We start from the raw sequence: 22,463 nt of genomic DNA on the forward strand, positions 1-22,463 counted from the left end.
ATATTTTTCCTGGCGAAAAAAAGAAGCCCCGAGGGACTTCTGTCGTTATCAAATGCTCACTGCTCCCTGGCAGCTCTTTTGGAATAAACACATCCACAGTAATTCTGCCTGTACAGACCATATTCATGGGAGAGCTCAATGGAACGCTTATAGCCGTTTTTCTTTTTGAAATCCGAAGGCAGATGGGATACCTGGTAGATTTCCGAAAGCTCCTGTCCGATTTCATTGATCTTTCCCGCATTTTTCAGCGGGCTAATGGAAAGCGTTGTGGTAAAATAATCATAGCCGCCCTCCTTTGCCAGTCTGGCAGCCTCTTCCATCCTCATACGGTAGCAGCGGAAGCACCGCTCACCGCCCTCGGGGATATCCTCCAGGCCCTTTGCCATTTTATAAAAATCCTCCGGATGGTATTCTCCTTCTCTCAGTTCAACCGGATGGATAAAATTCATCTCACGGATCATTCGCTGAATCTCAGCCACACGCTTTTCATATTCCTCTCTGGGTGAGATATTGGGGTTGTAAAAAAACACGGTAATAGAGAAATACCTGGAAAGATATTCCAGCACATAGCTGCTGCAGGGTGCGCAGCAGGCATGGAGAAAAAGCCTTGGGACTCTTCCTTCTTTCTGTTCTTTTTCAATCAGCTTTTCCAGTTCTTTTTGGTAGTTTACATTCGCCAATTCTCTCGCCCATCCTTACAATCGTTTCATAGCCGCCCTCTGAATTCTCCAGAAGGTCTGAATCCAGCCGCACTCTGCCGTGCTGCAAAAGCAGTATCACTGTAGAGCCGCCAAACTCAAAATACCCTTTCTCCTGCCCTTTCTTTACCTGGCAGGCTTCCGGATGAAGGTTCGTGATCTTGCCCACCATCATGGCTCCCACTTCCATCATCACCAGGGTACCGAATTTTTCAGTCTTTAAAAGTACATATTCTCTTATATTTTCTCTGTAAACAGGACATACCTCATTTGCCGTAGGATTTACGGTGTGAAATATTCCCGGAATTTTCACATTTTTTGATTTGATACCATCAGCCGGATAACAGTAATGATGGTAGTCGTCCACTGTCAGCCGGAAGATCAGGGCATAACCGCCTCTATATTTCGAGGAAAGCTTTTTGCTTTGCAAGAGCTCCTCTATGGTGTATGGTGTATCTTTGATATAAAAACTCTGGCCTCCGCTGATGCGGCAGGCAGTCAATTTAGCATCGCAAGGGCTTACAAGCAGTCTCTCTCCATCCGCAATGGGACGCTCTCCATCCTTCAGCCTTCTGGTAAAGAAATCATTGTAGGAAGAAAATTCCTGTTTCTCACAGGCTGACAGATCAATGCGGTTTCTCTCCACAAAACCGGGTATCAGACCTTTGGAAAACCGGGTGTTCAAAAAAGCCCCGCCAATTTTGGACACAACAGGCCGCACCAGGATTTTCAGACAAATACGTCCTCCCCAGTCACGGTATAAATGACGCAAGAATTTATCCTGGTTATTCTCCTCAATTGTAATATTTCCTTTTCGGTCTATATATTTCATGGATACCTCGCTTTTAAATGAGATGGAACATCACTGCCAACGCCAGAGCTACCATTGCTACCAGAATAATGAGCACAGGGTTCTGTGGTTTTTTCACCTTAATATCGCTAATAAACAGGATTCCCACGATCACAACAGCCGCATTCACTGCCATCAGAAAGTGTATGCCGCAGTAACGCCTGATCAAATATAAAAATGGTAGGATGATAGCCATGGAGGTGATGGGAAGTCCCTGATAATACTCTCTTACTTCCTGGCTCTCTGTCTGCCTTTTTTCTTCTGTTACATTAAAATATCCAAGCCTTATCACAGATGCCACGCCGTACAGCATAAGGATCAGCACGCTGACCTTTCCACGCATTCCCAGACTGTAGCAGATAATGATGGGAAATGCGCCGAAACACACCACATCACAGAGAGAATCAATCTGGATACCGAATTTTTTTTCATCCTCTGTACGGTCCTTCTTTGTTCTGGCGATTTTGCCGTCAAACATGTCGCAAAGGCCGGACAAAGCCAGACACAGGATCGCTACGCGGAAATCCCCTTCTAATGCCCTCGTCATGCCGAAAACGGACACAGCAAGGCTAACATACGTTAAAACTACAGTATAATCATAAAAACCTAACATGAAATATTCTCCTTTTTTCTTACGTTTCCTCCTATCACGATATGGGCCACACAGGTCATCAGCGCACTGATCAGCATCTGACCGTAATAGGCGATTCCTCTGCTCAAAAGCATGGATGGAAGCAGCAGCTTGCCAAATACAGGCACAAACATCACCATGTATAAGGTTTCACTGATTCCCATTCCTCCCGGAAGCGGAAGCATATCCACAGAAACTGAAATCACAGACTGCAGGATGCTCACCACGGCGATATTATACCCATGAAGTCCAAGGGAACGATAAACCCAATATGTAACGGTAAACAAAATACATCTCTGAACAAAGGTGATCAGAAATACATTTAGAATGATCCTCTTATGGCTTGCCCAAAATGCTGCGGTATCATGGTACTGGTCCATGGATTCTTCCAGCTTTTTCAGCCGCTCTTTCCGCGGCTTCATAATGCGGATGTGCTCCATGATCTTCAAGCCCTTTACCATCAGCCATTTCGCAAGACCAGGTGCGAATACAAGTGTCATCATCAGTGTTACGCAGAATACATTCAATCCAACTCCAAGATAAAATACCCACATGAAGTCCCCGAGATATCCTCTGAGAAAATCTCTGCCGAAAAGGCACACAAGAATCCCGATAAAGACAAGGACAGCCTTGTAGGTAATGGTGACGATCATCAGTACCAGTGTAGTCACAGGAATGGGAAGCTTGTCCTTTTTCATATAATAAATCTGCATTGGCTGTCCGCCGGTGGCGGATGGTGTGATACAGCTAAAGAAAAAGCCAACAAACGAATATAATGCACAATGGCTCATTTTTACCTTTGCTCCCAGGGTGCGCATCATATAAAAAATAATAACAGATTCACCAATGATAAAAAGTACGACACAGATGAGGCCCACGATCAGATACCGACCATCTGCCTCACGGACAGCAGCCGTAATTTTTTCTATATCTTCCCCACGGAAAACAAAATACATGGTCAGGGAAAACACTGCCGCTAAAAAAATCAGATTGAATATTGTCTTTTTACCAGTCATTTTTCCTTTTTTTCCTCATTCGCCTCTCCTCACTAAGCTCATGCTGTGCCTGCGATATTGCATTCACTAAGCGTTCACATTATACCATGGTCACTAAGCTCATACTGCGCCTGCGGCTTGCATTCGCTAAGTGTCCAGGTATATGTTCTCACTAAGCTCATGCTGCGCCTGCGGCTTGCATTCACTAAGTGTTCACATTATACCATGGTCACTAAGCTCATACTGCGCCTGCGGCTTGCATTCGCCAAGTGTCCAGGTATATGTTCTCACTAAGCTCATGCTGCGCCTGCGGCTTGCATTCACTAAGTGTTCACATTATATCATATCCATTTCCAAAAGCATATCATAAAATATACGAAAATGGAGGTAAATATATGAAACCACTTTTGGAAGTAAGGGACGTTTCACTCTCTTACCACAGTATTTCAGGGGAAACCGATGCCCTTTCTCATATATCCTTTGATCTGATGCCTGGAGAGTTTCTTGCCGTAGTCGGTCCGTCCGGATGCGGCAAATCAACTCTTTTAAACCTAATTTGTGGGTTACTGGAAGCAGAAAACGGAACCATCCTTATGGATGGAAAGCCTGTGGCAAAAGCCTCTTCCCGTATCGGCTATATGCTCCAGAAGGATCACCTCCTGGAGTGGAGAAGCATCTATAAAAATGTCCTCCTCGGCCTGGAAATCCGCGGAGAGCTCACGAAGGAAAAGCTGTCCTATATCGATGAGATGTTTCTCACCTATGGTTTGGACAAATTCCGGAATTCACGTCCCTCAGAGCTTTCCGGCGGTATGAGGCAGAGAGCCGCCCTCATACGCACCCTGGCATTAAAGCCTGACCTGCTCCTCCTTGACGAACCATTCTCCGCCCTGGATTACCAGACCAGGCTGAATGTGAGCGATGACATCGGCAGGATTCTCAAAAAGGAACACAAGCCTGCTATTCTGGTAACGCATGACATTTCCGAAGCCATCAGCATGGCAGACAGAGTGATCATACTCACCAGCCGTCCAGCAACTGTGGCAAAAATCATACCCATTCATCTGGATATCGAGGACCGCACTCCTCTTTCCTCCAGAAACGCGCCTGATTTTAAATCCTATTTCAACCTGATATGGAAGGAGCTGAACAAAAATGCCTGAACTTTCCCGTGCGCAAAGCGCTTATCTGCTGCGCATAAAACGCGACCGACAATTGATCATCACTGCACGTATCCTGGTTTTTGCAGGTTTTCTCACCTTATGGGAAATCTCGGCCAGACTTGGATGGATCGACTCCTTTATCTTCAGCAGCCCCAGCCAGATAGCCCGGACCTTTTATGGAATGTGCCTGGACCAATCCCTTTTTTCCCACATTGGAATCACTCTGGCGGAAACCCTGCTGAGTTTTTTCTTCGTGGTGGTCCTTGGGATTGGTACTGCCGTTCTTCTCTGGCTTTGTCCCAGACTTTCAAAAATCCTGGAGCCTTATCTGGTCGTGCTGAACAGCCTGCCGAAATCCGCCCTTGCTCCCCTTTTGATCGTCTGGCTCGGGGCAAATGAACGCACCATCGTAGTTGCCGGGATGTCCGTAGCCATATTCGGCTCCATCCTGAACCTGTACACCGGTTTCATGGAAGTTGACCCGGAAAAACTGAAGCTAATTGACACTTTAGGCGGAGGAAAGAAGGATGAGCTTTTTAAAATCGTCCTTCCCTCTTCCATACCGCTGATTTTAAGTATCATGAAGGTAAATATCGGACTTTGCCTTGTAGGTGTCATCATCGGCGAATTCATCGGTGCCAGGAAGGGGCTTGGCTATCTCATTATCTATGGCAGCCAGACCTTCAAGCTCACCTGGGTCCTTATGTCTATCGTCATCCTCTGCGTCATCGCCATGCTGCTCTACGGCGCGCTGGCCTTTGTGGAAAAGCGCTACACCAGACGACTGTAGCCTGTCCGTTTCTGCTTACATTCATTATAACGAAACGGGGAAGCGTTTGGATTCACGCTTCCCCGTTAATTTTTTGCTAAAATGCCCACTGGTGACTTTTTAATTCAAATAACTGTGAATTTTTGCAGTCAACTGTTTAATTCCATTGATTCCGTTGTATTCATTTGTATTCGAAAAAATCACGACCACATAATCTGTCCTTTTTCCGTATCTGGTCAGATATTTTTGGATACAGCTTTCCGCTTTTTATCTGGTAATATGTAGCCTCCATTGCAAACAGCTTAATAACGCAATTTTTTACATACAGACCAGGACCCGGAATATCCGTTTATCATGGACTGCAGAGTACTTTTCAGGGAGCTGAGGCGTACTTCCTCCTTTGTACACCGCTTCCCTTCACTATCCACATAAGTTCCGTCAGGCGTTTTCATGCTTTTTGCGACCTGTCCGTTTACCTTGAGATAACGCCCTCCGTACCAGCGGCTTGTATACATTTTTCCATATTTATTAAGGGCATATTGATTTCCCTTGTAGGTTACCCACCCGGCTTTCATGCGAAGCCGCCCGTTCAGCTCTCCAAAATAATATTTTCCGCTAAATTTCCTTCCATTTATAGTGGTATTCAACTGATGGAATGCCCTACGGGTGTCGAGACGGCCTTTCTTATTAAAATAGTAATATCCGCTGGTAAACTCCTTTTTCTTCGGGATAGTCAGATATGCCACTCTTTCAGCCGCCTTACGTGTGCTCATGCTTATCTTGGATGACTGCAGATACCATCCATCCGTTTTCTTGACAAGAGATGCCTTGTATTTGCTGTCAACCTTTACCTGTATGGCTGTCTGCTTCTTTGTTGCCGCAGATGCTTCGCGGTAATTGCCAAGCACCCCAAAAACTGTCAGCCAGAAAACCGCCGCTAAAAGCGCGGCTAATTTACAAAAACCCTTTCCCACTCTCATACCTCCGCTATCATCCCCCCAGGACCCCCGCCCTGATATATCGTATTTTACTTACCGTCTGTAAGTGAAGATATCCACTTTGCAGCGTTTTCTTTATTTTCAGAGTTTGCCAGCACTGCTATGCAAACCGGATCATAAGGAATACCAAATTTTTCAGCAAATTCTTCTGAAGAAATCGTTACATGATAGCTGTCCGCATCACTTCCAAAGGAAGCGTAAGTCTCCTCTCCCAGAACCTCCTTTATCTCAGCAAAATACCCTGACACATCCAGGCTTTCATAATAGTTTTCCGGCATAACCATCACATCTATAGCTTTTGCTTCTATCTTTGTCACCAGCGCCATCTGTCCGTAAGGGTTCAGCTCCTGTCCGCCCTCTGTAGTATTCAGATTTTGCTCCAGGGTTACTACCTGGAACTCATCCTCATCCACGCCCAAAACCGTCTCGACATCCTTTTGTGCTGCCTCATAGTCACTTCCCAGGGAATCAATCACAGTAATGGCCAGTGCTGTGTTGATCTTTGAATTGTCATAAGCGTCCTTGATCACAGATAGAATAACGATCACTCCGATCAGTCCGAAGATCGGTGCCTTGTAATAAGCCCAGATATACTGAAGCTTTCCCCAAAAGTTCATACTTTTCAGCTTCTGGCGCTCCAGCTCCCTTTTCTCTTTTTTCGTCAGATCAGACTCATGTTTATCCTTTAATTCCGGTTCTTTTACCTCTGCTGTTTCTTCTTTCTTTTCTTCCTGTAATTCGATCCGCATGTATCCTCCTTTTTATTCTATTTCAAAAATCCGCTAATGATCTGTTCTTCTGCTTCCTGCTCTGTAAGCCCTAAAGTCATCAGCTTTATGATCTGCTCTCCTGCGATTTTTCCGATAGCAGCCTCATGGATCAGCGCTGCATCCACATGAGTAGCAGAAAGCTGGGGTACTGCGCTGATCTTTGCATTGTCCATAATAATGGCGTCACATTCCGTATGTCCGCTGCAGCGGTTGTTCCCGCTTAAGTTGGATTGGAAAAGCTGGTAGGATTCCTCTCTGGCAACGGAACGGGATACGATATTAGCAGAACTGTCCTCTCCGTCAAGCTGCACATCAAAACGGCTCTCAGCCCTCTGGCTTCCGTGAGTCATAAGACGTTCCATCACCACAAGCGTTGCTCCTGCTTTTAGCCGGGCTTTATTCGTTCTGTTTGTAGAATCAATGCCGCGGATCTGTGAGGTATCCATCTCCATGTAGCTGTCCTCATCCATATAGATCTCGGTTGCAGGATTCATCAGCCGTCCGCCTGTACCGCTGCCGCTTCCATAATGCTTTTCCACATATTTTACCCGTGCATTTTTCTCCAGGAAAAAGCGGTGGATCCCGTCATGGCGACTGTCAGTATTTCCGCAGTTATCAATACCGCAGCCTGCTACTATCACAACATCTGCACCCTCTCCGATATAGAAATCATTATATACAGACTCCTGCAGCCCTGCCTGGCTCATGATCACAGGGATGTGCACGCTTTCATTTTTAGTTCCCGGCTTAATGCGGATATCAATACCGTTTTTATCTTCCTTTGTGGTAATCTCTATATTTGCGGTACTGCTTCTGCCCACGCTTTTTCCGTTTGATCGGATGTTGTAGGCTCCCTCCGGAACTTCATGAAGTCCGGCTACTTTTTCCAGTAAATCTCTCTGTATTGCGTCCATGCCTGTCCTCCTTAATCACACTTATTGCCTTCGGCCGCTTTTTCATCTGTTGACGACGCTGCCTTGTGACAGGATGCTGTGGCATCTGCCGTTCCCAGAAGCTGAGGAAGGATTTCTTCTTTTGTTCCCTGTTTTACAAGCTCTCCATCTGCGATCAAAAGAATTTCGTCTGCAATATTCAGAATTCTTTCCTGATGTGAAATGATCAGGATGGAACCGTGAAGCCTGTCGTGCATTTCCTCAAAAATCTGGATCAGGTTCTGAAAGCTCCACAGGTCGATCCCGGCCTCCGGCTCGTCAAAAACAGAAACTCTTGCCTTTCTCGCCATGACTGTAGCAATCTCAATTCTCTTGATCTCACCGCCTGAAAGACTTGCGTTCACCTCACGGTTAATGTAATCCTTTGCGCATAAGCCTACCTTTGACAGATATTCACATGCCACACCTACGGAAAGCTCCTTGCCTGATGCAAGGCGGATCAGGTCAAATACGGTTACGCCTTTAAAACGTACCGGCTGCTGAAAGGCATAGCTGATACCAAGCTTTGCCCTGTCCGTGATGCTCATTTCTGTGATGTCCTCTCCGTCCCATAAGATCTGACCGGAGGTGGGCTTCTCGATGCCAGCAATGATTTTTGCCAGTGTGGACTTTCCGCCGCCGTTTGGACCGGTGATGACCACAAATTTATTATCCTCCAGCTTCATGCTGACGTTTTTCAGAATGCCTTTTTCCTTCGCATTTCTGGATTTTTCGTCAGGTACCTGGAAGCAGATGTTTTTTAATTCTAACATGTTTACTCCTCCATCTATGGTTTTTCTATCCTGTTATCTGCCAGCCGGTCACGGCAAAATCATTTTCCGAACATCCGGCTGCGAGGGTTTTCAGGGTATTATTTTAGCACTTTTTTCCGTTTTTGAATAGGTCTTACAATATATTATTGTGAAAATCCGTCATGCTTTTAGCCAGCTACCGTCCATCCGTGCCAAAAGCCTCGCATTGTGGTAAGCCATTCTGAGAGTCAGGCAGGTTCGTCCGAGATATTTGCTGCCGTCCGGGGTTTTTACACATGCCAGTGCCAGATCGGGCACGCCGGAATTCTGCAGGCAGATGGGCAGCAAAAGCTGGATCGTGTGATTGTAATATTGTGGAATCGCAGCCTTGTAATCGGATTCCAGAATCCTTCTTGTCTGACGCAGCGCGCCGTCAAAAAGCTGCAGCCGCATTCCGCTGCTTCTCACATTTTCCGGAAGTCTCTGGGCATTTTCCTCATCCCCGAAAATGTGCTCGTACTGAGGCACAATGGGCAAATTCGTGTCAAAAACAAGGTCGGAAGGATTTTCCACGTAGCTTGCACGCTCCGGAAGCTCTGTGATCTTTGCTTTCAAAAGAGAATAGTCTGTGTAAAATCCATCCAGATACCAGTTCTGCCTGTCCGGCACCAGATTGGGTACAAAGTAAGCATAAATTGGCTGATAATAGCGATTAAAGAGTCCTGTATGAAAAATGGCGTATTCTTTTTTCTCAACCACTTTTTCTTCCTCATACAGGCGCTTAAAGGTGTTTTCCAGATAGCCTTTCAGGATTCCATTGTCGTTTGTATCGCCGAAGCTCCATTTTTCAGGCGACATTCTGGAAAGCTTCTCTATCTGCCGGTTATAATTTCCGCAGTAGGTAAACTCAAATAAATTCATAGAAACCTCCCGTTCTTATATATTGGATTTGCTATCTTTTGTATTTATTAATATTGTATTGTGGAAAATCACCGACAGAACTGCCGGTTTGAGAATCAGGAGTTTTTGAACTCCATAACATTAAGCTACCACATAGTGGGAAAAATAGCAATAGAAAATGTTGATTCGAAGGTGAGTTTTTCTTATAATAATGCGAGGGGGCAATCTCGGAGTTGCGAAGGCCGAATGCCCCCTCGCGCTCCCCCTGTTGGCCCCACTTTGCGGCGATAATTTGTGGTTTTATTTATAGGGCGCTTAGCCGATGGGGGAGATTGGAGAGCCAGCTTTTATAATAATTACACATAAATTTTGTTTGATAGGAGAATGGGATGAAAAAAGAGGGGTATTATTCTAGTGGGGAGTTTGCGAGGATGGCGCACGTGACGCTTCGGACGATTCGTTATTATGATAAGCATGATATTTTGAAGCCCTCTTTTGTAACGGAGGCGGGGGCAAGATTTTATACAGATGGTGATTTTGCACGCCTCCAACAGATATTGCTGTTGAAATATCTGGGCTTTTCATTGGAGGATATCAGGGAAATGACGATTGGGGATTCAGACTGTCACTTTATGTTGAATTCTCTTAATGTACAGTTAAAGCTTGTCAGAGACAGGATTGAACAAATGCAGCTTGTGGAAAAGGCTATTCAAGATACGGCGGATGCTATTTCCAAGGAGCATACTGTAGACTGGAGTCAGATGCTGAATCTGATTCATCTTACTGAAATGGAAAAAAGTTTGAAAAATCAGTATCAGAATGCTTCCAATATCTCATCCAGGATTAATCTGCACAGTCTCTATTCCCAGAATCAGGAGGGGTGGTTTCCGTGGATATTCAGGAACTGCCGGCTTTCTGAGGGGATGCGGGTTCTGGAACTGGGGTGCGGAGACGGGACGCTCTGGGTCCAAAACCGTGGTGAGCTTCCCAGGGAGATTTCCGTTAGCCTTTCCGATATTTCGGAAGGTATGCTCCGGGATGCCAGAAGAGCCATCGGGGCGGCGGACAGCCGCTTTTCCTTTGAGGCTTTTGACTGCCATCGGATTCCATATAGGGCGGAAAGCTTTGACCTGGTGATCGCCAACCATGTGCTGTTCTATTGTCAGGATCCCGGGCTGGTATGCAGTGAGGTACGGCGTGTATTAAAACAAGGGGGGCGCTTCATATGCAGCACTTACGGAAGCTGTCACATGCAGGAGGTCAGCAGGCTGGTTCAGGATTTTGATGAGCGGATCGTTCTTTCCGCAGATAAGCTCTATGAACGGTTCGGACGGGAAAATGGAAAAAACATCCTTTCCACCTGTTTTGAACAGATTACCTGGAAGACCTATGAGGATGCCCTTCTGGTTCCTGATGCGGAGCCTTTGATCTCCTACATTCTCTCCTGTCACGGAAACCAGAACCAGTATCTTCTGGACAGATATAAGGAATTCCGGTCCCATGTAAAGAAAAAAACGGAAAATGGCTTCCATATCACAAAGGATGCCGGGATATTTATTTGTGAAAAATTAACAAATTTAAAATAAATGTAAAAAAGTTCTTGAAGGTAACCCTACGTCACCTTTTATAATAAAGAAAACTTGAAAATGATCTGAACACCATTGAAACCAAACGGACAACAGTATTTTACAAAGGAGATTTTTATGAAGGGAATTATTTTAGCCGGCGGTTCCGGCACAAGGCTCTATCCGCTCACTATGGTTACGTCTAAGCAATTGCTCCCTATTTATGACAAACCCATGATCTATTATCCTATGTCTGTTCTCATGAATGCAGGCATCCGTGATATCCTGATCATTTCCACACCACAGGACGCTCCCCGCTTTGAAGAGCTTCTCGAGGACGGACATCAGTTTGGTGTTCATCTCACCTATGCGGTTCAGCCCAGCCCTGATGGTCTGGCACAGGCATTTATCATCGGCGCTGATTTCATTGGGGATGACACGGTTGCCATGGTGCTGGGCGACAATATTTTTGCCGGCCACGGCCTGAAAAAACGCCTGAAAGCTGCAGTACAAAATGCGGAATCCGGCGCAGGTGCTACCGTATTCGGCTATTACGTAGATGACCCGGAGCGCTTTGGCATTGTAGAATTTGACCATGAGGGCAAAGCAATCTCTATCGAAGAAAAGCCAGAGCATCCGAAGAGCAACTATTGTGTCACCGGCCTGTATTTCTATGACAATAAAGTTGTAGAATATGCCAAAAACTTAAAACCAAGTGCCAGAGGAGAACTGGAGGTCACTGACCTGAACAGAATTTACCTGGAAAAGGGTAATCTGAATGTGGAACTGCTTGGTCAGGGCTTTACCTGGCTTGACACCGGAACACACGAAAGTCTGGTAGAGGCTACGAATTTTGTAAAGACCATGGAGGATCATCAGCACCGCAAGATCGGCTGTCTGGAAGAGATTGCTTATTTAAACGGCTGGATCACCAAGGATGAAGTCCTGAAGGTCTACGAGGTATTAAAGAAAAACCAGTACGGACAGTATTTAAAAGATGTACTGGACGGCAAATTCCTGGACGTATTACACTAATCAAGCACCCTGCGGCGAGCTGCAGGAATCAATTATAAAGGAGACAACATACCATGAATATCATTGTAACCGGCGGTGCCGGATTTATCGGAAGCAACTTTATTTTTCATATGTTAAAGAAATATCCTGACTACAGGATCATCTGCCTGGATTGTCTGACCTATGCGGGCAATCTTTCCACCCTTGCTCCTGTCATGGACAACCCGAACTTCCGTTTTGTAAAGGAAAGCATTACAGACCGCGAGGCTGTTTACAAATTATTTGAGGAAGAGCATCCTGACATGGTTGTAAACTTTGCAGCCGAGAGCCATGTGGACCGCTCTATCGAAAACCCGGAGGTTTTCTTAAATACCAATATCATCGGTACGGCTGTACTGATGGATGCCTGCCGCAAATACGGCATTCAGCGCTATCATCAGGTTTCAACCGATGAAGTTTACGGCGATCTGCCATTAGACCGTCCGGATCTGTTTTTCACAGAGGAAACCCCGATTCACACAAGCAGTCCCTACAGCTCCTCCAAGGCTGCTGCTGACCTTCTTGTGCTGGCTTACCACAGAACCTACGGACTTCCGGTTTCCATCAGCCGCTGCTCCAACAACTATGGTCCATATCATTTCCCGGAAAAACTGATTCCGTTAATGATCGCCAACGCTTTAAATGACAAACCTCTCCCGGTATACGGCGAAGGCCTCAATGTCCGCGACTGGCTCTATGTAGAAGACCACTGCAAGGCAATCGACCTGATCATCCATAAAGGACGTGTGGGCGAGGTTTACAACATCGGCGGCCACAATGAGATGAAAAATATCGACATTGTAAAAATCATCTGTAAAGAGCTTGGAAAACCAGAGAGCCTGATCACCTACGTAACCGACAGAAAGGGCCATGACATGCGCTATGCCATCGACCCCACAAAGATCCACAACGAGCTTGGCTGGCTTCCTGAAACAAAATTCGCAGACGGTATCAAGAAGACTATCCAGTGGTATCTTGACAATAAGGAATGGTGGGAAACCATTATTTCCGGCGAATATCAGAACTACTACGAAAAAATGTACGGCAATCGCTAAGGAGGCTCACAATATGAAACTTTTCGTAACAGGAGTGGCAGGTCAGCTCGGACACGATGTGATGAACGAGCTGCACAAACGCGGCTATGAGGGTGTAGGCTCCGATCTTGCTCCGGAATACGCAGGTATTCAGGACGGTTCACCGGTTACTGCAATGCCCTATGTCAGCATGGATATCACCAATGCAGAAGCCGTAGAGAGAATCATTACAGAAATTAAACCCGATGCAGTCGTTCACTGCGCCGCATGGACTGCTGTGGATGCTGCTGAGGATGAGGATAAAAAAGAAAAGGTACGCCTTGTAAATGTGGTGGGAACGGAAAATATTGCCGCTGTCTGCAAAAAGCTGGATATTAAGATGATGTACCTTTCCACAGACTATGTTTTCGACGGTCAGGGAACAGAACCCTGGCAGCCGGACTGCAAGGATTACAAGCCTCTGAATGTTTACGGTCAGACGAAGCTTGACGGAGAGCTTGCAGTTTATAACAATGTAGAAAAATTCTTTATCATCCGTATTGCCTGGGTATTCGGCAAAAATGGAAAGAACTTCATTAAGACCATGCTGAATCTCGGAAAGACCCATGATACCATCCGTGTTGTGTCTGACCAGATTGGCACTCCCACCTATACCTATGACCTTGCACGTCTCATGGTGGACATGATCGTCACAGAGAAATACGGCTATTATCACGCAACAAATGAGGGCGGATTTATAAGCTGGTATGATTTTACAAAAGAAATCTTCCGTCAGGCTGTTGCCGCAGGACATCCGGAATACGAGCCGTCTAAGGTAAACGTGATCCCGGTTACCACTGCCGAGTACGGAATCTCCAAGGCTGCCCGTCCTTTTAACAGTCGCCTGGACAAATCCAAACTCTCTGAGAATGGATTTACTCCTCTTCCCACCTGGCAGGATGCCCTTTCCCGTTATCTGGAGGAGATTGAGTTTTGATTCAAAAAGGCCCGGGGTTCCCGCTTATGGGAGCCCCGGACCTTTTTATCCTATATGCTTTTTTATTTGATCACAACAGTTCATCAAGGCTGCAGATCTCCACGCCTTCCTCTGTCAAAGTCTTTCTGATCTTTTCCACAAATGCCAGAGCTTTCACTCCGTCTCCGTGAACGCATACGGAATCCGCCTGGATCGGGATGTCCTTTCCGGTAATGGCAGTGACCTTTTTTTCTTTGATCATCCGCACAACACGGGCAATCGCCTCATTTTCATCTGTGATCATGGAACCCTCTTTTCTTCTGTTTACAAGCGTTCCATCCTCCTCATAGGCTCTGTCCGCAAACACCTCAAGAGCTGTTCTGAGACCCATATCCTTTGCTGCATGAGCCAGCTCACCGCCGGAAAGAGCCAGTACGATGAGATTCTTATCAAACTCATAAATCGCCTCACAGATTCCCTTTGAAAGCTCATAATCCTTTGCCGCCATATTATACAGTGCACCGTGCGGCTTTACATGCTGCAGTTTCACGCCCTTTGCCCTGCAAAAACCGGAAAGCGCGCCAAGCTGGTACAGCACATATGCCTTTGCTTCAGCAGGGGATACCGCCATATTTCTCCGTCCGAAGCCCATCAGATCCGGAAATCCAGGATGTGCTCCCACCCGGATACCAGCAGCCTTTGCCATAGCAACCGTCTTTTCCATTACGACAGGATCAGAGGCATGATAGCCGCATGCCACATTCGCTGATGTAATAAGGGGAATGATCTTGTCATCCATTCCAAGCGTATAGCGTCCGAAGCTTTCCCCCAGATCACTGTTTAAATCAACACGAAACATATTTCTTTTCCTCCGTTTTATCCCAGCTTCATAATTCTTTCAATAAATCCGGTGTCTGCTTTTCCTTCGCAGAAAACAGGATGCTTCATGATCTGATATTGGAAATCAAGATTTGTTTCCACTCCCATGATCACCATTTCATCCAGCGCTGACCGCATTTTCTGCAGCGCAGCATCACGGTTCTGTGCATGAACAATTACCTTTGCGATCATGGAATCATATTCTGACGGGATCTTATAGCCTGTATAAAGGCCGGTATCCACCCGCACTCCATTTCCCGCTGGAAGATGCATATTCTGCACAACGCCAGGGCTCGGCATAAAGTTTTTCTCCGGAATCTCGGCATTGATCCTGCATTCGATGGCATGTCCCTTAATCTTTACATCCTCCTGTGTAAAGCTTAACGGCTCTCCCATGGCTACACGTATCTGCTCTACGATCAGGTCAGTGCCTGTCACCATCTCCGTCACGCCATGCTCCACCTGGATCCTTGTATTCATTTCCATGAAATAGAATCTTCCCTGTGGATCCACGATAAACTCAATGGTTCCCGCATTAGTATAGCCCACTGTCTTTGCAGCAAGAATGGCACAACGGTTCATCTCCTGCCTTGTCTCCTCATTGATAGCAGGGGACGGGGACTCTTCAATAAGCTTCTGGTGATTTCTCTGTACGGAACAGTCTCTGTCTCCAAGAGCCACCACATTCCCGTGATTATCTGCCATGATCTGAATCTCCACATGGCGGGGATTTTCCACAAAACGCTCAATATACATGGTATCATCGCCAAAGGCATTGGCAGATTCTCTCTGTGCCATGTTAAACTGATGCTCAAATTCATCCTCAGAACGTGCCACACGCATACCCTTTCCGCCGCCGCCTGAGGAAGCTTTGATCATAACAGGATATCCTATCTCTGCAGCCAGTTCTTTTCCCACCTCAGCATCATATACCGGTTCCTTTGTACCCGGGACCACAGGAACGCCTGCTTCCATCATGGTCTTTCTGGCATGGGATTTGTTTCCCATTTTATCAATTACATCTGCCTCCGGGCCGATAAAGGTAATCCCGTTTTCCTGACATTTCCTCACAAACTCACTGTTTTCCGACAAAAATCCAAAGCCCGGATGAATGGCGTCAGCTCCCATATTCTGGGCCGCCGCGATGATTCTGTCCATATTCAGGTAGCTGTATCTGGCCGGACCTTCCCCGATACAGATACGCTGGTCAGCAAGCTGGACATGCAGGCTTTTTGCATCCTCCTTAGAATAAACGGCAACGCTGCGGATTCCTATATTCCGGCATGCACGGATAACACGGACTGCAATTTCACCACGGTTGGCAATTAAAATTTTATTAAACAAAGCTCCAACCTCCTTATTTTGTCCCTTATAATCTCTTTACACGGAACAGAGGCTGTCCGTACTCTACCTTCTGTTCGTTGCTTACCAGCACTGCCTCGATCTCACAATCGAATTCAGCCTGAATCTCGTTCATCAGCTTCATAGCCTCCAGAATGCAGACGGTCTGACCATTCTTTACCTGATCTCCCACCTTTACGAATGCCGGAGCATCCGGTGCAGGTGCAGAATAAAAGGTTCCCACGATCGGAGAGGTAATGAAAAGCTTTTCTTCCTCTTCCGGTTCCTCTGCAGCCTTTGCTTCAGCAGACGGAGCTGCCGGCATTGCCATTCCCGGTGCCATGGGCATTCCTGCCGCTACTACCGGAGGATGATCCAGCTTGCTCATGGTGATCTTAACGTCTCCATCCTTATAAGTAAATTCTGTCAAAGAAGAATTTTCGATAATATTTACTAAACCTTCAATCTTTTCTAAATCCATTAGCGCATCTCCCTTTTTATCAATCTGGCGGAAGCCCCTATTAACCTTCCCGATGGGGCTTTCCTGTTATTCGAACAATTTTGTCAGTCTCTTTGCTACAAGGCGGCAGTCCAAAACTTCTTTACATGGCTGGTGGATGGTCTTTCTCATATCATCAAGCTCCTCCACCTCGTTCCGGTAAAGCTGCTGTGCTTCCTGCACTGTGATCGCCTTAAATCTTATCTTATGATCCGTCTTTCTCTGCACCAGCTTCGGAATGTCCACAGATGCTACCGTTGCGATTTTTGCATATCCGCCTGTTGTCTGTCTGTCCGCAAGGAGGATGATCGGTTTGCCATGTGAAGGTATCTGAATTGCTCCGAAAGCGATTCCGTCCGAAATAATATCTGAGGTTTCCTTCGGCGCGATAAATGGTCCCTCCAACCGGCATCCCATTCTGTCAAAATCGCTGGTTACCGTGTATTCCTTATTTAAAAATGTTTCAATTCCCTGTTTGCTGATCAGGCTGTCCTGGGGACCCATGATCACCCGCAGCACAGCTTCATCCTGGTCAAAATTTTCCGGCGCAAGCTTTCTGGAAAGGAAAAACGGCAGATAACGCCTTTTGATGCGGAAACCGATATAGTCGTCCGCTTTCAGCTTTCTTCCTTTAAAGCCGCCGATCCCGCTCTTCATATTGGTGCATCGGCTTCCCATAACTACCGGAATGTCCAGATAGCTGGAAAATGCGATATATCCTCTGCTTCCCGTACGTGCGCTTGAAAACTTCAGGATATCTCCTTTATTCATATAAAGAGCTGTATACATGGGCGCCGGTTCTCCATTGATGGTTGGCTGAAAATCGCCTCCCGTAATGGCAATGATCGTAGCGGAGGTAAACTGCAGGGTAGGCCCGATAAGAGTAAACTCCAGAACTGCCTCATTTTCCGGATTATCCAGAAGAAGATTGGCAATTTTAAAGGAGCGAACATCCATAACGCCAGCCACGGAAAAGCCCTGGCTCTGGTATCCGTTGCGGCCTAAATCCTGTACCGTTGTAAGCATTCCGCCTTTCAGTATGCGAATTCCCATTTTACACCTCTCCTTCGTGCACGACGCACTGGTATTCACCGCGGTCCGCTAATTCTTTGATGCGTTTATACTCAGCCTCATCCACTGGCACGAAGCGGATGTAATCTCCTGCTTCCACCAGAATCGGCACTTCACGGGAAGGGTCGTAGGTCTTGACCGGAGTCATTCCCATAAGCTGCCAGCCACCCGGTGAATCCAGCGGATAGATACCTGTCTGAGAGCCGCCGATGCCCACGCTTCCCGCATTGATCTTAATACGCGGATTTGCCAGACGCGGCGTGTGGATTCTCTCGTCCAACCCTCCCAGGTAAGTAAATCCCGGAAGGAAACCAAGCATGTAGATCAGATAATCTCTGGAGGAATGGATCTTAATGACCTCCTCCTCGCTAAGGCCCGCATGTTCCGCAATGTTGGCAATATCCGGACCGTACTCTCCGCCGTAGCAGACGGGAATCTCATAGATTCTCTTTCTCTCTTCCCCTGCCTTCACATCAATCTTCAGAATGTTCTGCACTCTCTCTTTGATTTCTTCAAAAGAAATGACACGGGGATCATAGTTGATAAGGAGGGAACAAAACGCCGGAATCATGTCAACCACACCTTCGATGTGCTGTTCCTTCATCATCTGCACAGTGGCTGTAATCTTTTTGTTGATCTCGGGACTGATTTCCCTGCCGAATTCAACCAGAATGGAGGAATCTCCTTCTGTTAAAATTCTAATATCCATATTCCTATCTCCTCTTTGTGAGATTTGTGCACAAAAAGGTGCAACCATGCGATTACACCTTTTCGTGTCTATTTACAATATTCGTTTTTAGAACAGGCTTCCCAGCTTGGATACAAAGGTGGTTACTCCCATGTAAGCAGAAAGGATAACCACGATAATACCAAGGATCAGGAGTACCTTCGGATGCTGATAGCTCTTGCCCATGATTCCCTTTTTCTGGGATGCAATAAGGCAGATTCCAAGTGTAACCGGAAGGATCAGACCATTGAAAGCGCCTGCCAGTACAAGAAGTACAGCCGGATTTCCGAGAACCAGCATAATAACGGTGGAAACTGCGATGAATCCGATGATCCACCAGTTTTCATTTTTCTCAATACTCTTATGGAAGGTTTTCAGGAAGGATACGGATGTGTAGGCTGCACCGATGATGGAAGTAATAGCCGCACACAAAAGAACCAGTCCTGCAAAACGGTAACCAATCTCGCCTGCCCCCTGTTTGAAAGCATCTGCTGCCGGGTTTCCTGCATCAAGGGTTACACCCTCCGCAAACTTAACAACTACGCCCAATACAGCCAGGAACAGGAAGATACGCACGATCGTAGCGATCACAATACCCATAACAGAGCTTTTGTTGATCTCCTTTAAGTTCTTTTCCCCGGTAATGCCTGCATCGATCAGTCGATGAGCACCTGCAAAGGTAATGTATCCGCCGACAGTACCACCCATCAAGGTCAGAATAGCCGGGAAGAGATCGCCTACGCTTTCAGACGGAACAAACGTATTTTTGATAGCATCGCCAATCGGCGGCTGTACCACAACGATCACGATGAAAATGACTACGATCATAACACCGCCCAGAACCTTTGTTAAGGTATCCATTGCCGCTTTTGCATTTTTCACAAGGAAAACAACGATTGCAAGAGCACCTGCCAGCACATAACCCACCTGTGTAGGAATGCCCAGAAGTGTATTAAAGCCCAGTGCACCTCCGCCAACGTTACCAATGTTAAATACCAGTCCGCCTAACACGATCATAAATGCAACAAAGTATCCCAGTCCGGGAAGAACTTTATTGGCAACATCCTGTCCTCTCAGTCCTGTCACACACAATACGCGCCAGATGTTTAACTGCGCAATTGCGGAAAGGATAATGGAGATCAGGATGACGAAACCAAAACTTGCCTTATACTGTCCTGTAAAGGTAGCGGTCTGTGTCAGGAATCCAGGTCCGATTGCCGATGTTGCCATCAAAAATGCCGCACCGAGCAACGCACCTCCGCTTTTTTTCTTTTCGCTCATATTTGAAGCCCCCTTCTGTGTTTTTTATACTTAAAATCAAATAACCTGTGTGCCAACACTTTTTCTTATCGGACTTCAAGTACATAGTGATATCATACCACATTTTCCAGTAATCACCAAGTAAAATTTTAACGTGTTAAACTATTTTTTAGTCTAAAAGCTACAAAAAGCAAAAATTGCAGAAACAGATGGGCTTTTTGCCGCCAAATGTTTCTGCAATTTCATATCTTATAGCGCTGTATCTTCTGCGGAAATAGTTTCTCCATCCCGCACTGCCTGCATAAGCGTTTTGGCTTTATCCACTGTGGTCTGGTCCGGAACCATAACGTATGCCTTCTGGCTCATGGAATACGGCTTCTGGGTATCTCCGGTACCATTTGCACTGTAGGATACCACATTCCAGCTTCCTCCCCTGGTAAGCTGACTCTGTATCAGAAGCGCAATTTCTTCATATGGAATGTTTGTCTCAAAGCTTCCCTCCACACCTGACAGAATGGATGAATAGTTCTTCAAAAGCTCCGGTGACATTGCCTTTTTGATCACGCCCTCGATCACATGCATCTGGTCGCGTCCTCTCTGACGGTCGCCTTCCGAAAATGCGTAGCGCTCTCTGGCAAAAGCAAGAGCCTGTTCACCATTTACCTGGTTTTCTCCCTTATTAAAATGATAACCCGATGCATCAAAATCATAGTCTGACTGCACCGTAATACCGCCCAGTGCATCAATGATGTTGACAAAGCCGCCGAAGTTCAGTCTGAAATAATAATTGATGCCAATATCATAAAGCATACTCAGCGTATCCATGCAAACCGTGACGCCGTAAATACCGGCATGGGTCAGCTTATCCGGCACTCCATTGGAAATAGACAGTGGCACAAAGAAATCACGCGGTGTTGAAACCAGGAGAACCTGCCGCGTTTCTGTGTTCACAGTGGCAATAATGTTTACATCACTGCGGCTTTTTGCCGTCATACCGCCTCTTGTATCAATTCCGCTGATAAATATGGTATATACTTTTCCGGCTTCCTTTTTACCCGCACTGGCACTACCGCTCTCTCCGCTGTTATTCTCAGCAGAAGGAACCGGATCTCTGCGCTCGATCACCGTTTCTACATCCCGCACTCCTACCTCACGGATCTCCGATTCCAGGTTTTCGTAACCCTCCATCTCTTCCAGGATATCCAGATATGCTTCGTTTAGAAGCACTGCTTCCGTTTCACCTTTTTCCAGACCGTCAATCAATTCAGTCAGTCCACTGTATTCTTTTGTTTTCAAGTCGCCAACAAACTCCAGGTCCAGCTTTTCCAGAGCTGCATCCGTATTCTCCCGGTCAAGCTCCTTCAAAACGCCATATGTATAGTCCTTTGTATCATTTAAATTCTCTGCAGCATCATCGTTTTTCACATACACTGCCACTCTTGCAACCTCGGTATTTACACCGGAAATGGTATCGAGAGCAGTAGTCGTCCTGTAAATATAAAGACCGCCGAATCCCATAGCAACAATCAAAACAACCGCCAAAATCGTTCCGATGATAAATCTCACAAGATGATGAAACTTCCATACTAAAAGCCCGGTTACCAGAACCAAAACCGCCAGTCCCAGACAGATTGCTCCCATATACATACCGGGTACCATTCTGGTATAAACCAAAAGACAGACGAACACCAGCGCTGCCACCCCCAGTACTGCAGTAATGATTTTCCCCGGCAGCCTGTCCTTGCTGCGCCCGGACATATGCCTCCTTCTTTTTTCCATTGTAAAAAGCTCCTTTCGTGATGGTGATTAAAGAATATTTTTTCATTCGCGAAAAAAAGCCCAGCTAAAACTGGACTTTAATAATCGGGGCAACAGGATTTGAACCTGCGACCTCACGGCCCCCAGCCGTGCGCGCTACCAAGCTACGCCATACCCCGTAACGAATAGTATTATAGCAACATCCGAAAAGAATTTCAACTACTTTTTTTACATTTTTAGCTCACTTTTCCTCTTTTTATAATACATCCCCCGGCAGGTGCCGGAGGATGCAGATTCTTTGCGTATTATGGACTGATGTCAGATCGCAGTGCTGCCGAGCGCATGCTGTTGGCAACAGCATTTTTACGCCTGCCCGTTGATGTAATTTACAAGGCCCTCTGCCTTGATGATCTTCTGCATGAATTCCGGGAAAGCCTGGCCCTTAAATTCGGTTCCCTTGGTGCGGTTGTAGATCATACCGGAATCGAAGTCAATTTCTACCTCATCTCCTGCTTCAATGCCTTTGCTTGCCTCAGGGCACTCAATAATAGGAAGTCCGATGTTAATGGCATTGCGGTAAAAGATTCTGGCGAAGGTTTCTGCGATCACGCAGCTCACGCCTGCTGCCTTGATTGCGATCGGTGCATGCTCGCGGGAAGAGCCGCAGCCGAAATTCTTTGCCGCTACAATAATATCACCTTTTTCCACTTTGCTGATAAAGCTCTTGTCAATGTCTTCCATACAGTGGGTTGCCAGTTCTGCAGGGTCTGAGGAATTCAGATAGCGTGCAGGAATGATAACATCTGTGTCCACATTGTCTCCGTATTTAAATACTCTGCCTTTTGCTTCCATAATCTTTATCC

General features: G+C 46.4%; 23 protein-coding genes and 1 tRNA gene. 6 read left to right on the plus strand and 18 right to left on the minus strand.

The features are described from left to right. Positions 1-56: 56 nt before the first annotated feature. From ACESZH_RS07535 to ACESZH_RS07550, 4 genes are read right to left on the minus strand one after another with little or no spacing between them, the layout of a single operon-like run. Positions 57-680 carry an epoxyqueuosine reductase QueH gene (locus ACESZH_RS07535; RefSeq protein ID WP_373213944.1) on the minus strand — a complete coding sequence of 208 codons (624 nt, stop codon included), beginning with the start codon at positions 678-680 and terminating at the stop codon, positions 57-59. After that, positions 637-1,530: an archaetidylserine decarboxylase gene (asd, locus tag ACESZH_RS07540; protein WP_373213947.1), complete on the minus strand. Its 894-nt coding sequence runs from the start codon at positions 1,528-1,530 to the stop codon at positions 637-639. Before asd ends, ACESZH_RS07535 begins: the two co-directional genes overlap by 44 nt. Positions 1,531-1,543: 13 nt before the next feature. After that, positions 1,544-2,161, minus strand: coding sequence for a phosphatidylcholine/phosphatidylserine synthase (locus tag ACESZH_RS07545; RefSeq protein WP_373213950.1), 618 nt, complete (start codon positions 2,159-2,161; stop codon positions 1,544-1,546). Beyond that, entirely contained in the window at positions 2,155-3,195 is a 1,041-nt protein-coding gene (locus ACESZH_RS07550) for a YbhN family protein (RefSeq protein ID WP_373213953.1), read from the minus strand. Before ACESZH_RS07550 ends, ACESZH_RS07545 begins: the two co-directional genes overlap by 7 nt. A gap of 374 nt (positions 3,196-3,569) precedes the next feature. On the opposite strand from ACESZH_RS07550, the gene ACESZH_RS07555 reads away from it, so the two are divergent. Then, the gene (locus ACESZH_RS07555; protein WP_373213955.1) at positions 3,570-4,337 is read left to right on the plus strand and encodes an ABC transporter ATP-binding protein; all 768 of its coding nucleotides are present in this window, start codon (positions 3,570-3,572) and stop codon (positions 4,335-4,337) included. Then, positions 4,330-5,127: an ABC transporter permease gene (locus ACESZH_RS07560; RefSeq protein WP_373213958.1), complete on the plus strand. Its 798-nt coding sequence runs from the start codon at positions 4,330-4,332 to the stop codon at positions 5,125-5,127. The genes ACESZH_RS07555 and ACESZH_RS07560 overlap by 8 nt, the downstream gene beginning before the upstream one ends. A gap of 281 nt (positions 5,128-5,408) precedes the next feature. Here ACESZH_RS07560 and ACESZH_RS07565 read toward each other — a convergent pair whose 3' ends face one another. The 5 genes from ACESZH_RS07565 to ACESZH_RS07585 form a co-directional block, all read right to left on the minus strand. Then, positions 5,409-6,080, minus strand: coding sequence for a hypothetical protein (locus tag ACESZH_RS07565; protein WP_373213961.1), 672 nt, complete (start codon positions 6,078-6,080; stop codon positions 5,409-5,411). A 53-nt stretch (positions 6,081-6,133) separates the two neighbouring features. Next, on the minus strand, positions 6,134-6,853 hold the full coding sequence (locus ACESZH_RS07570) for a hypothetical protein (RefSeq protein WP_373213964.1): 720 nt from the start codon (positions 6,851-6,853) through the stop codon (positions 6,134-6,136). A gap of 17 nt (positions 6,854-6,870) precedes the next feature. Continuing rightward, positions 6,871-7,788 carry a SufD family Fe-S cluster assembly protein gene (locus ACESZH_RS07575; RefSeq protein ID WP_373213967.1) on the minus strand — a complete coding sequence of 306 codons (918 nt, stop codon included), beginning with the start codon at positions 7,786-7,788 and terminating at the stop codon, positions 6,871-6,873. Positions 7,789-7,799: 11 nt separating this feature from the next. Then, complete coding sequence (locus tag ACESZH_RS07580) at positions 7,800-8,579, minus strand: ABC transporter ATP-binding protein (RefSeq protein WP_373213970.1); 780 nt, start codon at positions 8,577-8,579, stop codon at positions 7,800-7,802. Between the two features lie 159 nt (positions 8,580-8,738). After that, complete coding sequence (locus ACESZH_RS07585; RefSeq protein ID WP_373213972.1) at positions 8,739-9,479, minus strand: DUF3825 domain-containing protein; 741 nt, start codon at positions 9,477-9,479, stop codon at positions 8,739-8,741. 368 nt (positions 9,480-9,847) lie between these two features. Here ACESZH_RS07585 and ACESZH_RS07590 point away from each other — a divergent pair, with 368 nt between their 5' ends. The 4 genes from ACESZH_RS07590 to rfbD all read left to right on the plus strand — a co-directional run bounded on the left by ACESZH_RS07590 (position 9,848) and on the right by rfbD (position 14,086). Next, a complete protein-coding gene (locus ACESZH_RS07590; protein WP_373213975.1) occupies positions 9,848-11,044 on the plus strand; it encodes a methyltransferase domain-containing protein in 1,197 nt (398 codons plus the stop codon). A gap of 117 nt (positions 11,045-11,161) precedes the next feature. Beyond that, positions 11,162-12,058, plus strand: a complete 897-nt coding sequence (gene rfbA, locus ACESZH_RS07595; RefSeq protein ID WP_373213978.1) for a glucose-1-phosphate thymidylyltransferase RfbA — start codon at positions 11,162-11,164, stop codon at positions 12,056-12,058. A 53-nt stretch (positions 12,059-12,111) separates the two neighbouring features. Beyond that, positions 12,112-13,131 (plus strand): dTDP-glucose 4,6-dehydratase, encoded by a 1,020-nt coding sequence (gene rfbB, locus ACESZH_RS07600; protein ID WP_373213981.1) that lies wholly within the window; start codon positions 12,112-12,114, stop codon positions 13,129-13,131. A 13-nt stretch (positions 13,132-13,144) separates the two neighbouring features. Beyond that, positions 13,145-14,086 (plus strand): dTDP-4-dehydrorhamnose reductase, encoded by a 942-nt coding sequence (gene rfbD / locus ACESZH_RS07605; RefSeq protein ID WP_373213983.1) that lies wholly within the window; start codon positions 13,145-13,147, stop codon positions 14,084-14,086. A gap of 70 nt (positions 14,087-14,156) precedes the next feature. Here rfbD and ACESZH_RS07610 read toward each other — a convergent pair whose 3' ends face one another. The 9 genes from ACESZH_RS07610 to leuD all read right to left on the minus strand — a co-directional run bounded on the left by ACESZH_RS07610 (position 14,157) and on the right by leuD (position 22,452). Beyond that, positions 14,157-14,924 (minus strand): LamB/YcsF family protein, encoded by a 768-nt coding sequence (locus tag ACESZH_RS07610; protein ID WP_373213985.1) that lies wholly within the window; start codon positions 14,922-14,924, stop codon positions 14,157-14,159. A 17-nt stretch (positions 14,925-14,941) separates the two neighbouring features. Further along, complete coding sequence (gene accC, locus ACESZH_RS07615) at positions 14,942-16,288, minus strand: acetyl-CoA carboxylase biotin carboxylase subunit (protein ID WP_373213987.1); 1,347 nt, start codon at positions 16,286-16,288, stop codon at positions 14,942-14,944. 25 nt (positions 16,289-16,313) lie between these two features. Next, positions 16,314-16,766: an acetyl-CoA carboxylase biotin carboxyl carrier protein gene (gene accB / locus ACESZH_RS07620; protein WP_373213988.1), complete on the minus strand. Its 453-nt coding sequence runs from the start codon at positions 16,764-16,766 to the stop codon at positions 16,314-16,316. 66 nt (positions 16,767-16,832) lie between these two features. Continuing rightward, positions 16,833-17,837: a biotin-dependent carboxyltransferase family protein gene (locus tag ACESZH_RS07625; protein WP_373213990.1), complete on the minus strand. Its 1,005-nt coding sequence runs from the start codon at positions 17,835-17,837 to the stop codon at positions 16,833-16,835. A 1-nt stretch (position 17,838) separates the two neighbouring features. Further along, positions 17,839-18,564, minus strand: a complete 726-nt coding sequence (gene pxpB / locus ACESZH_RS07630; protein WP_373213993.1) for a 5-oxoprolinase subunit PxpB — start codon at positions 18,562-18,564, stop codon at positions 17,839-17,841. An 87-nt stretch (positions 18,565-18,651) separates the two neighbouring features. Further along, positions 18,652-19,863, minus strand: coding sequence for an NRAMP family divalent metal transporter (locus tag ACESZH_RS07635; protein ID WP_373213996.1), 1,212 nt, complete (start codon positions 19,861-19,863; stop codon positions 18,652-18,654). 228 nt (positions 19,864-20,091) lie between these two features. After that, positions 20,092-21,621 (minus strand): LCP family protein, encoded by a 1,530-nt coding sequence (locus ACESZH_RS07640; protein ID WP_373213998.1) that lies wholly within the window; start codon positions 21,619-21,621, stop codon positions 20,092-20,094. A gap of 84 nt (positions 21,622-21,705) precedes the next feature. Then, positions 21,706-21,779: transfer RNA gene (locus ACESZH_RS07645), tRNA-Pro, on the minus strand. A gap of 184 nt (positions 21,780-21,963) precedes the next feature. Further along, positions 21,964-22,452, minus strand: a complete 489-nt coding sequence (gene leuD / locus ACESZH_RS07650; protein ID WP_373214000.1) for a 3-isopropylmalate dehydratase small subunit — start codon at positions 22,450-22,452, stop codon at positions 21,964-21,966. Between the last annotated feature and the right edge of the window lie 11 nt (positions 22,453-22,463).

This window comes from Ruminococcus sp. 5_1_39BFAA (genome assembly GCF_964240875.1).
Taxonomy (GTDB): domain Bacteria; phylum Bacillota; class Clostridia; order Lachnospirales; family Lachnospiraceae; genus Blautia_A.

Coding starts and splice junctions, on each gene's coding strand:
- rfbA (WP_373213978.1), top strand. CDS start 11,162: ATGAAGGGAATTATTTTAGCCGGCGGTTCCGGCACAAGGCTCTATCCG.
- ACESZH_RS07545 (WP_373213950.1), bottom strand. CDS start 2,161: ATGTTAGGTTTTTATGATTATACTGTAGTTTTAACGTATGTTAGCCTT.
- ACESZH_RS07610 (WP_373213985.1), bottom strand. CDS start 14,924: ATGTTTCGTGTTGATTTAAACAGTGATCTGGGGGAAAGCTTCGGACGC.
- rfbD (WP_373213983.1), top strand. CDS start 13,145: ATGAAACTTTTCGTAACAGGAGTGGCAGGTCAGCTCGGACACGATGTG.
- ACESZH_RS07590 (WP_373213975.1), top strand. CDS start 9,848: ATGAAAAAAGAGGGGTATTATTCTAGTGGGGAGTTTGCGAGGATGGCG.
- ACESZH_RS07550 (WP_373213953.1), bottom strand. CDS start 3,195: ATGACTGGTAAAAAGACAATATTCAATCTGATTTTTTTAGCGGCAGTG.
- ACESZH_RS07625 (WP_373213990.1), bottom strand. CDS start 17,837: ATGGGAATTCGCATACTGAAAGGCGGAATGCTTACAACGGTACAGGAT.
- ACESZH_RS07575 (WP_373213967.1), bottom strand. CDS start 7,788: ATGGACGCAATACAGAGAGATTTACTGGAAAAAGTAGCCGGACTTCAT.
- ACESZH_RS07580 (WP_373213970.1), bottom strand. CDS start 8,579: ATGTTAGAATTAAAAAACATCTGCTTCCAGGTACCTGACGAAAAATCC.
- ACESZH_RS07635 (WP_373213996.1), bottom strand. CDS start 19,863: ATGAGCGAAAAGAAAAAAAGCGGAGGTGCGTTGCTCGGTGCGGCATTT.
- ACESZH_RS07555 (WP_373213955.1), top strand. CDS start 3,570: ATGAAACCACTTTTGGAAGTAAGGGACGTTTCACTCTCTTACCACAGT.
- ACESZH_RS07640 (WP_373213998.1), bottom strand. CDS start 21,621: ATGGAAAAAAGAAGGAGGCATATGTCCGGGCGCAGCAAGGACAGGCTG.
- accB (WP_373213988.1), bottom strand. CDS start 16,766: ATGGATTTAGAAAAGATTGAAGGTTTAGTAAATATTATCGAAAATTCT.
- pxpB (WP_373213993.1), bottom strand. CDS start 18,564: ATGGATATTAGAATTTTAACAGAAGGAGATTCCTCCATTCTGGTTGAA.
- ACESZH_RS07560 (WP_373213958.1), top strand. CDS start 4,330: ATGCCTGAACTTTCCCGTGCGCAAAGCGCTTATCTGCTGCGCATAAAA.
- rfbB (WP_373213981.1), top strand. CDS start 12,112: ATGAATATCATTGTAACCGGCGGTGCCGGATTTATCGGAAGCAACTTT.
- ACESZH_RS07585 (WP_373213972.1), bottom strand. CDS start 9,479: ATGAATTTATTTGAGTTTACCTACTGCGGAAATTATAACCGGCAGATA.
- leuD (WP_373214000.1), bottom strand. CDS start 22,452: ATGGAAGCAAAAGGCAGAGTATTTAAATACGGAGACAATGTGGACACA.
- ACESZH_RS07570 (WP_373213964.1), bottom strand. CDS start 6,853: ATGCGGATCGAATTACAGGAAGAAAAGAAAGAAGAAACAGCAGAGGTA.
- asd (WP_373213947.1), bottom strand. CDS start 1,530: ATGAAATATATAGACCGAAAAGGAAATATTACAATTGAGGAGAATAAC.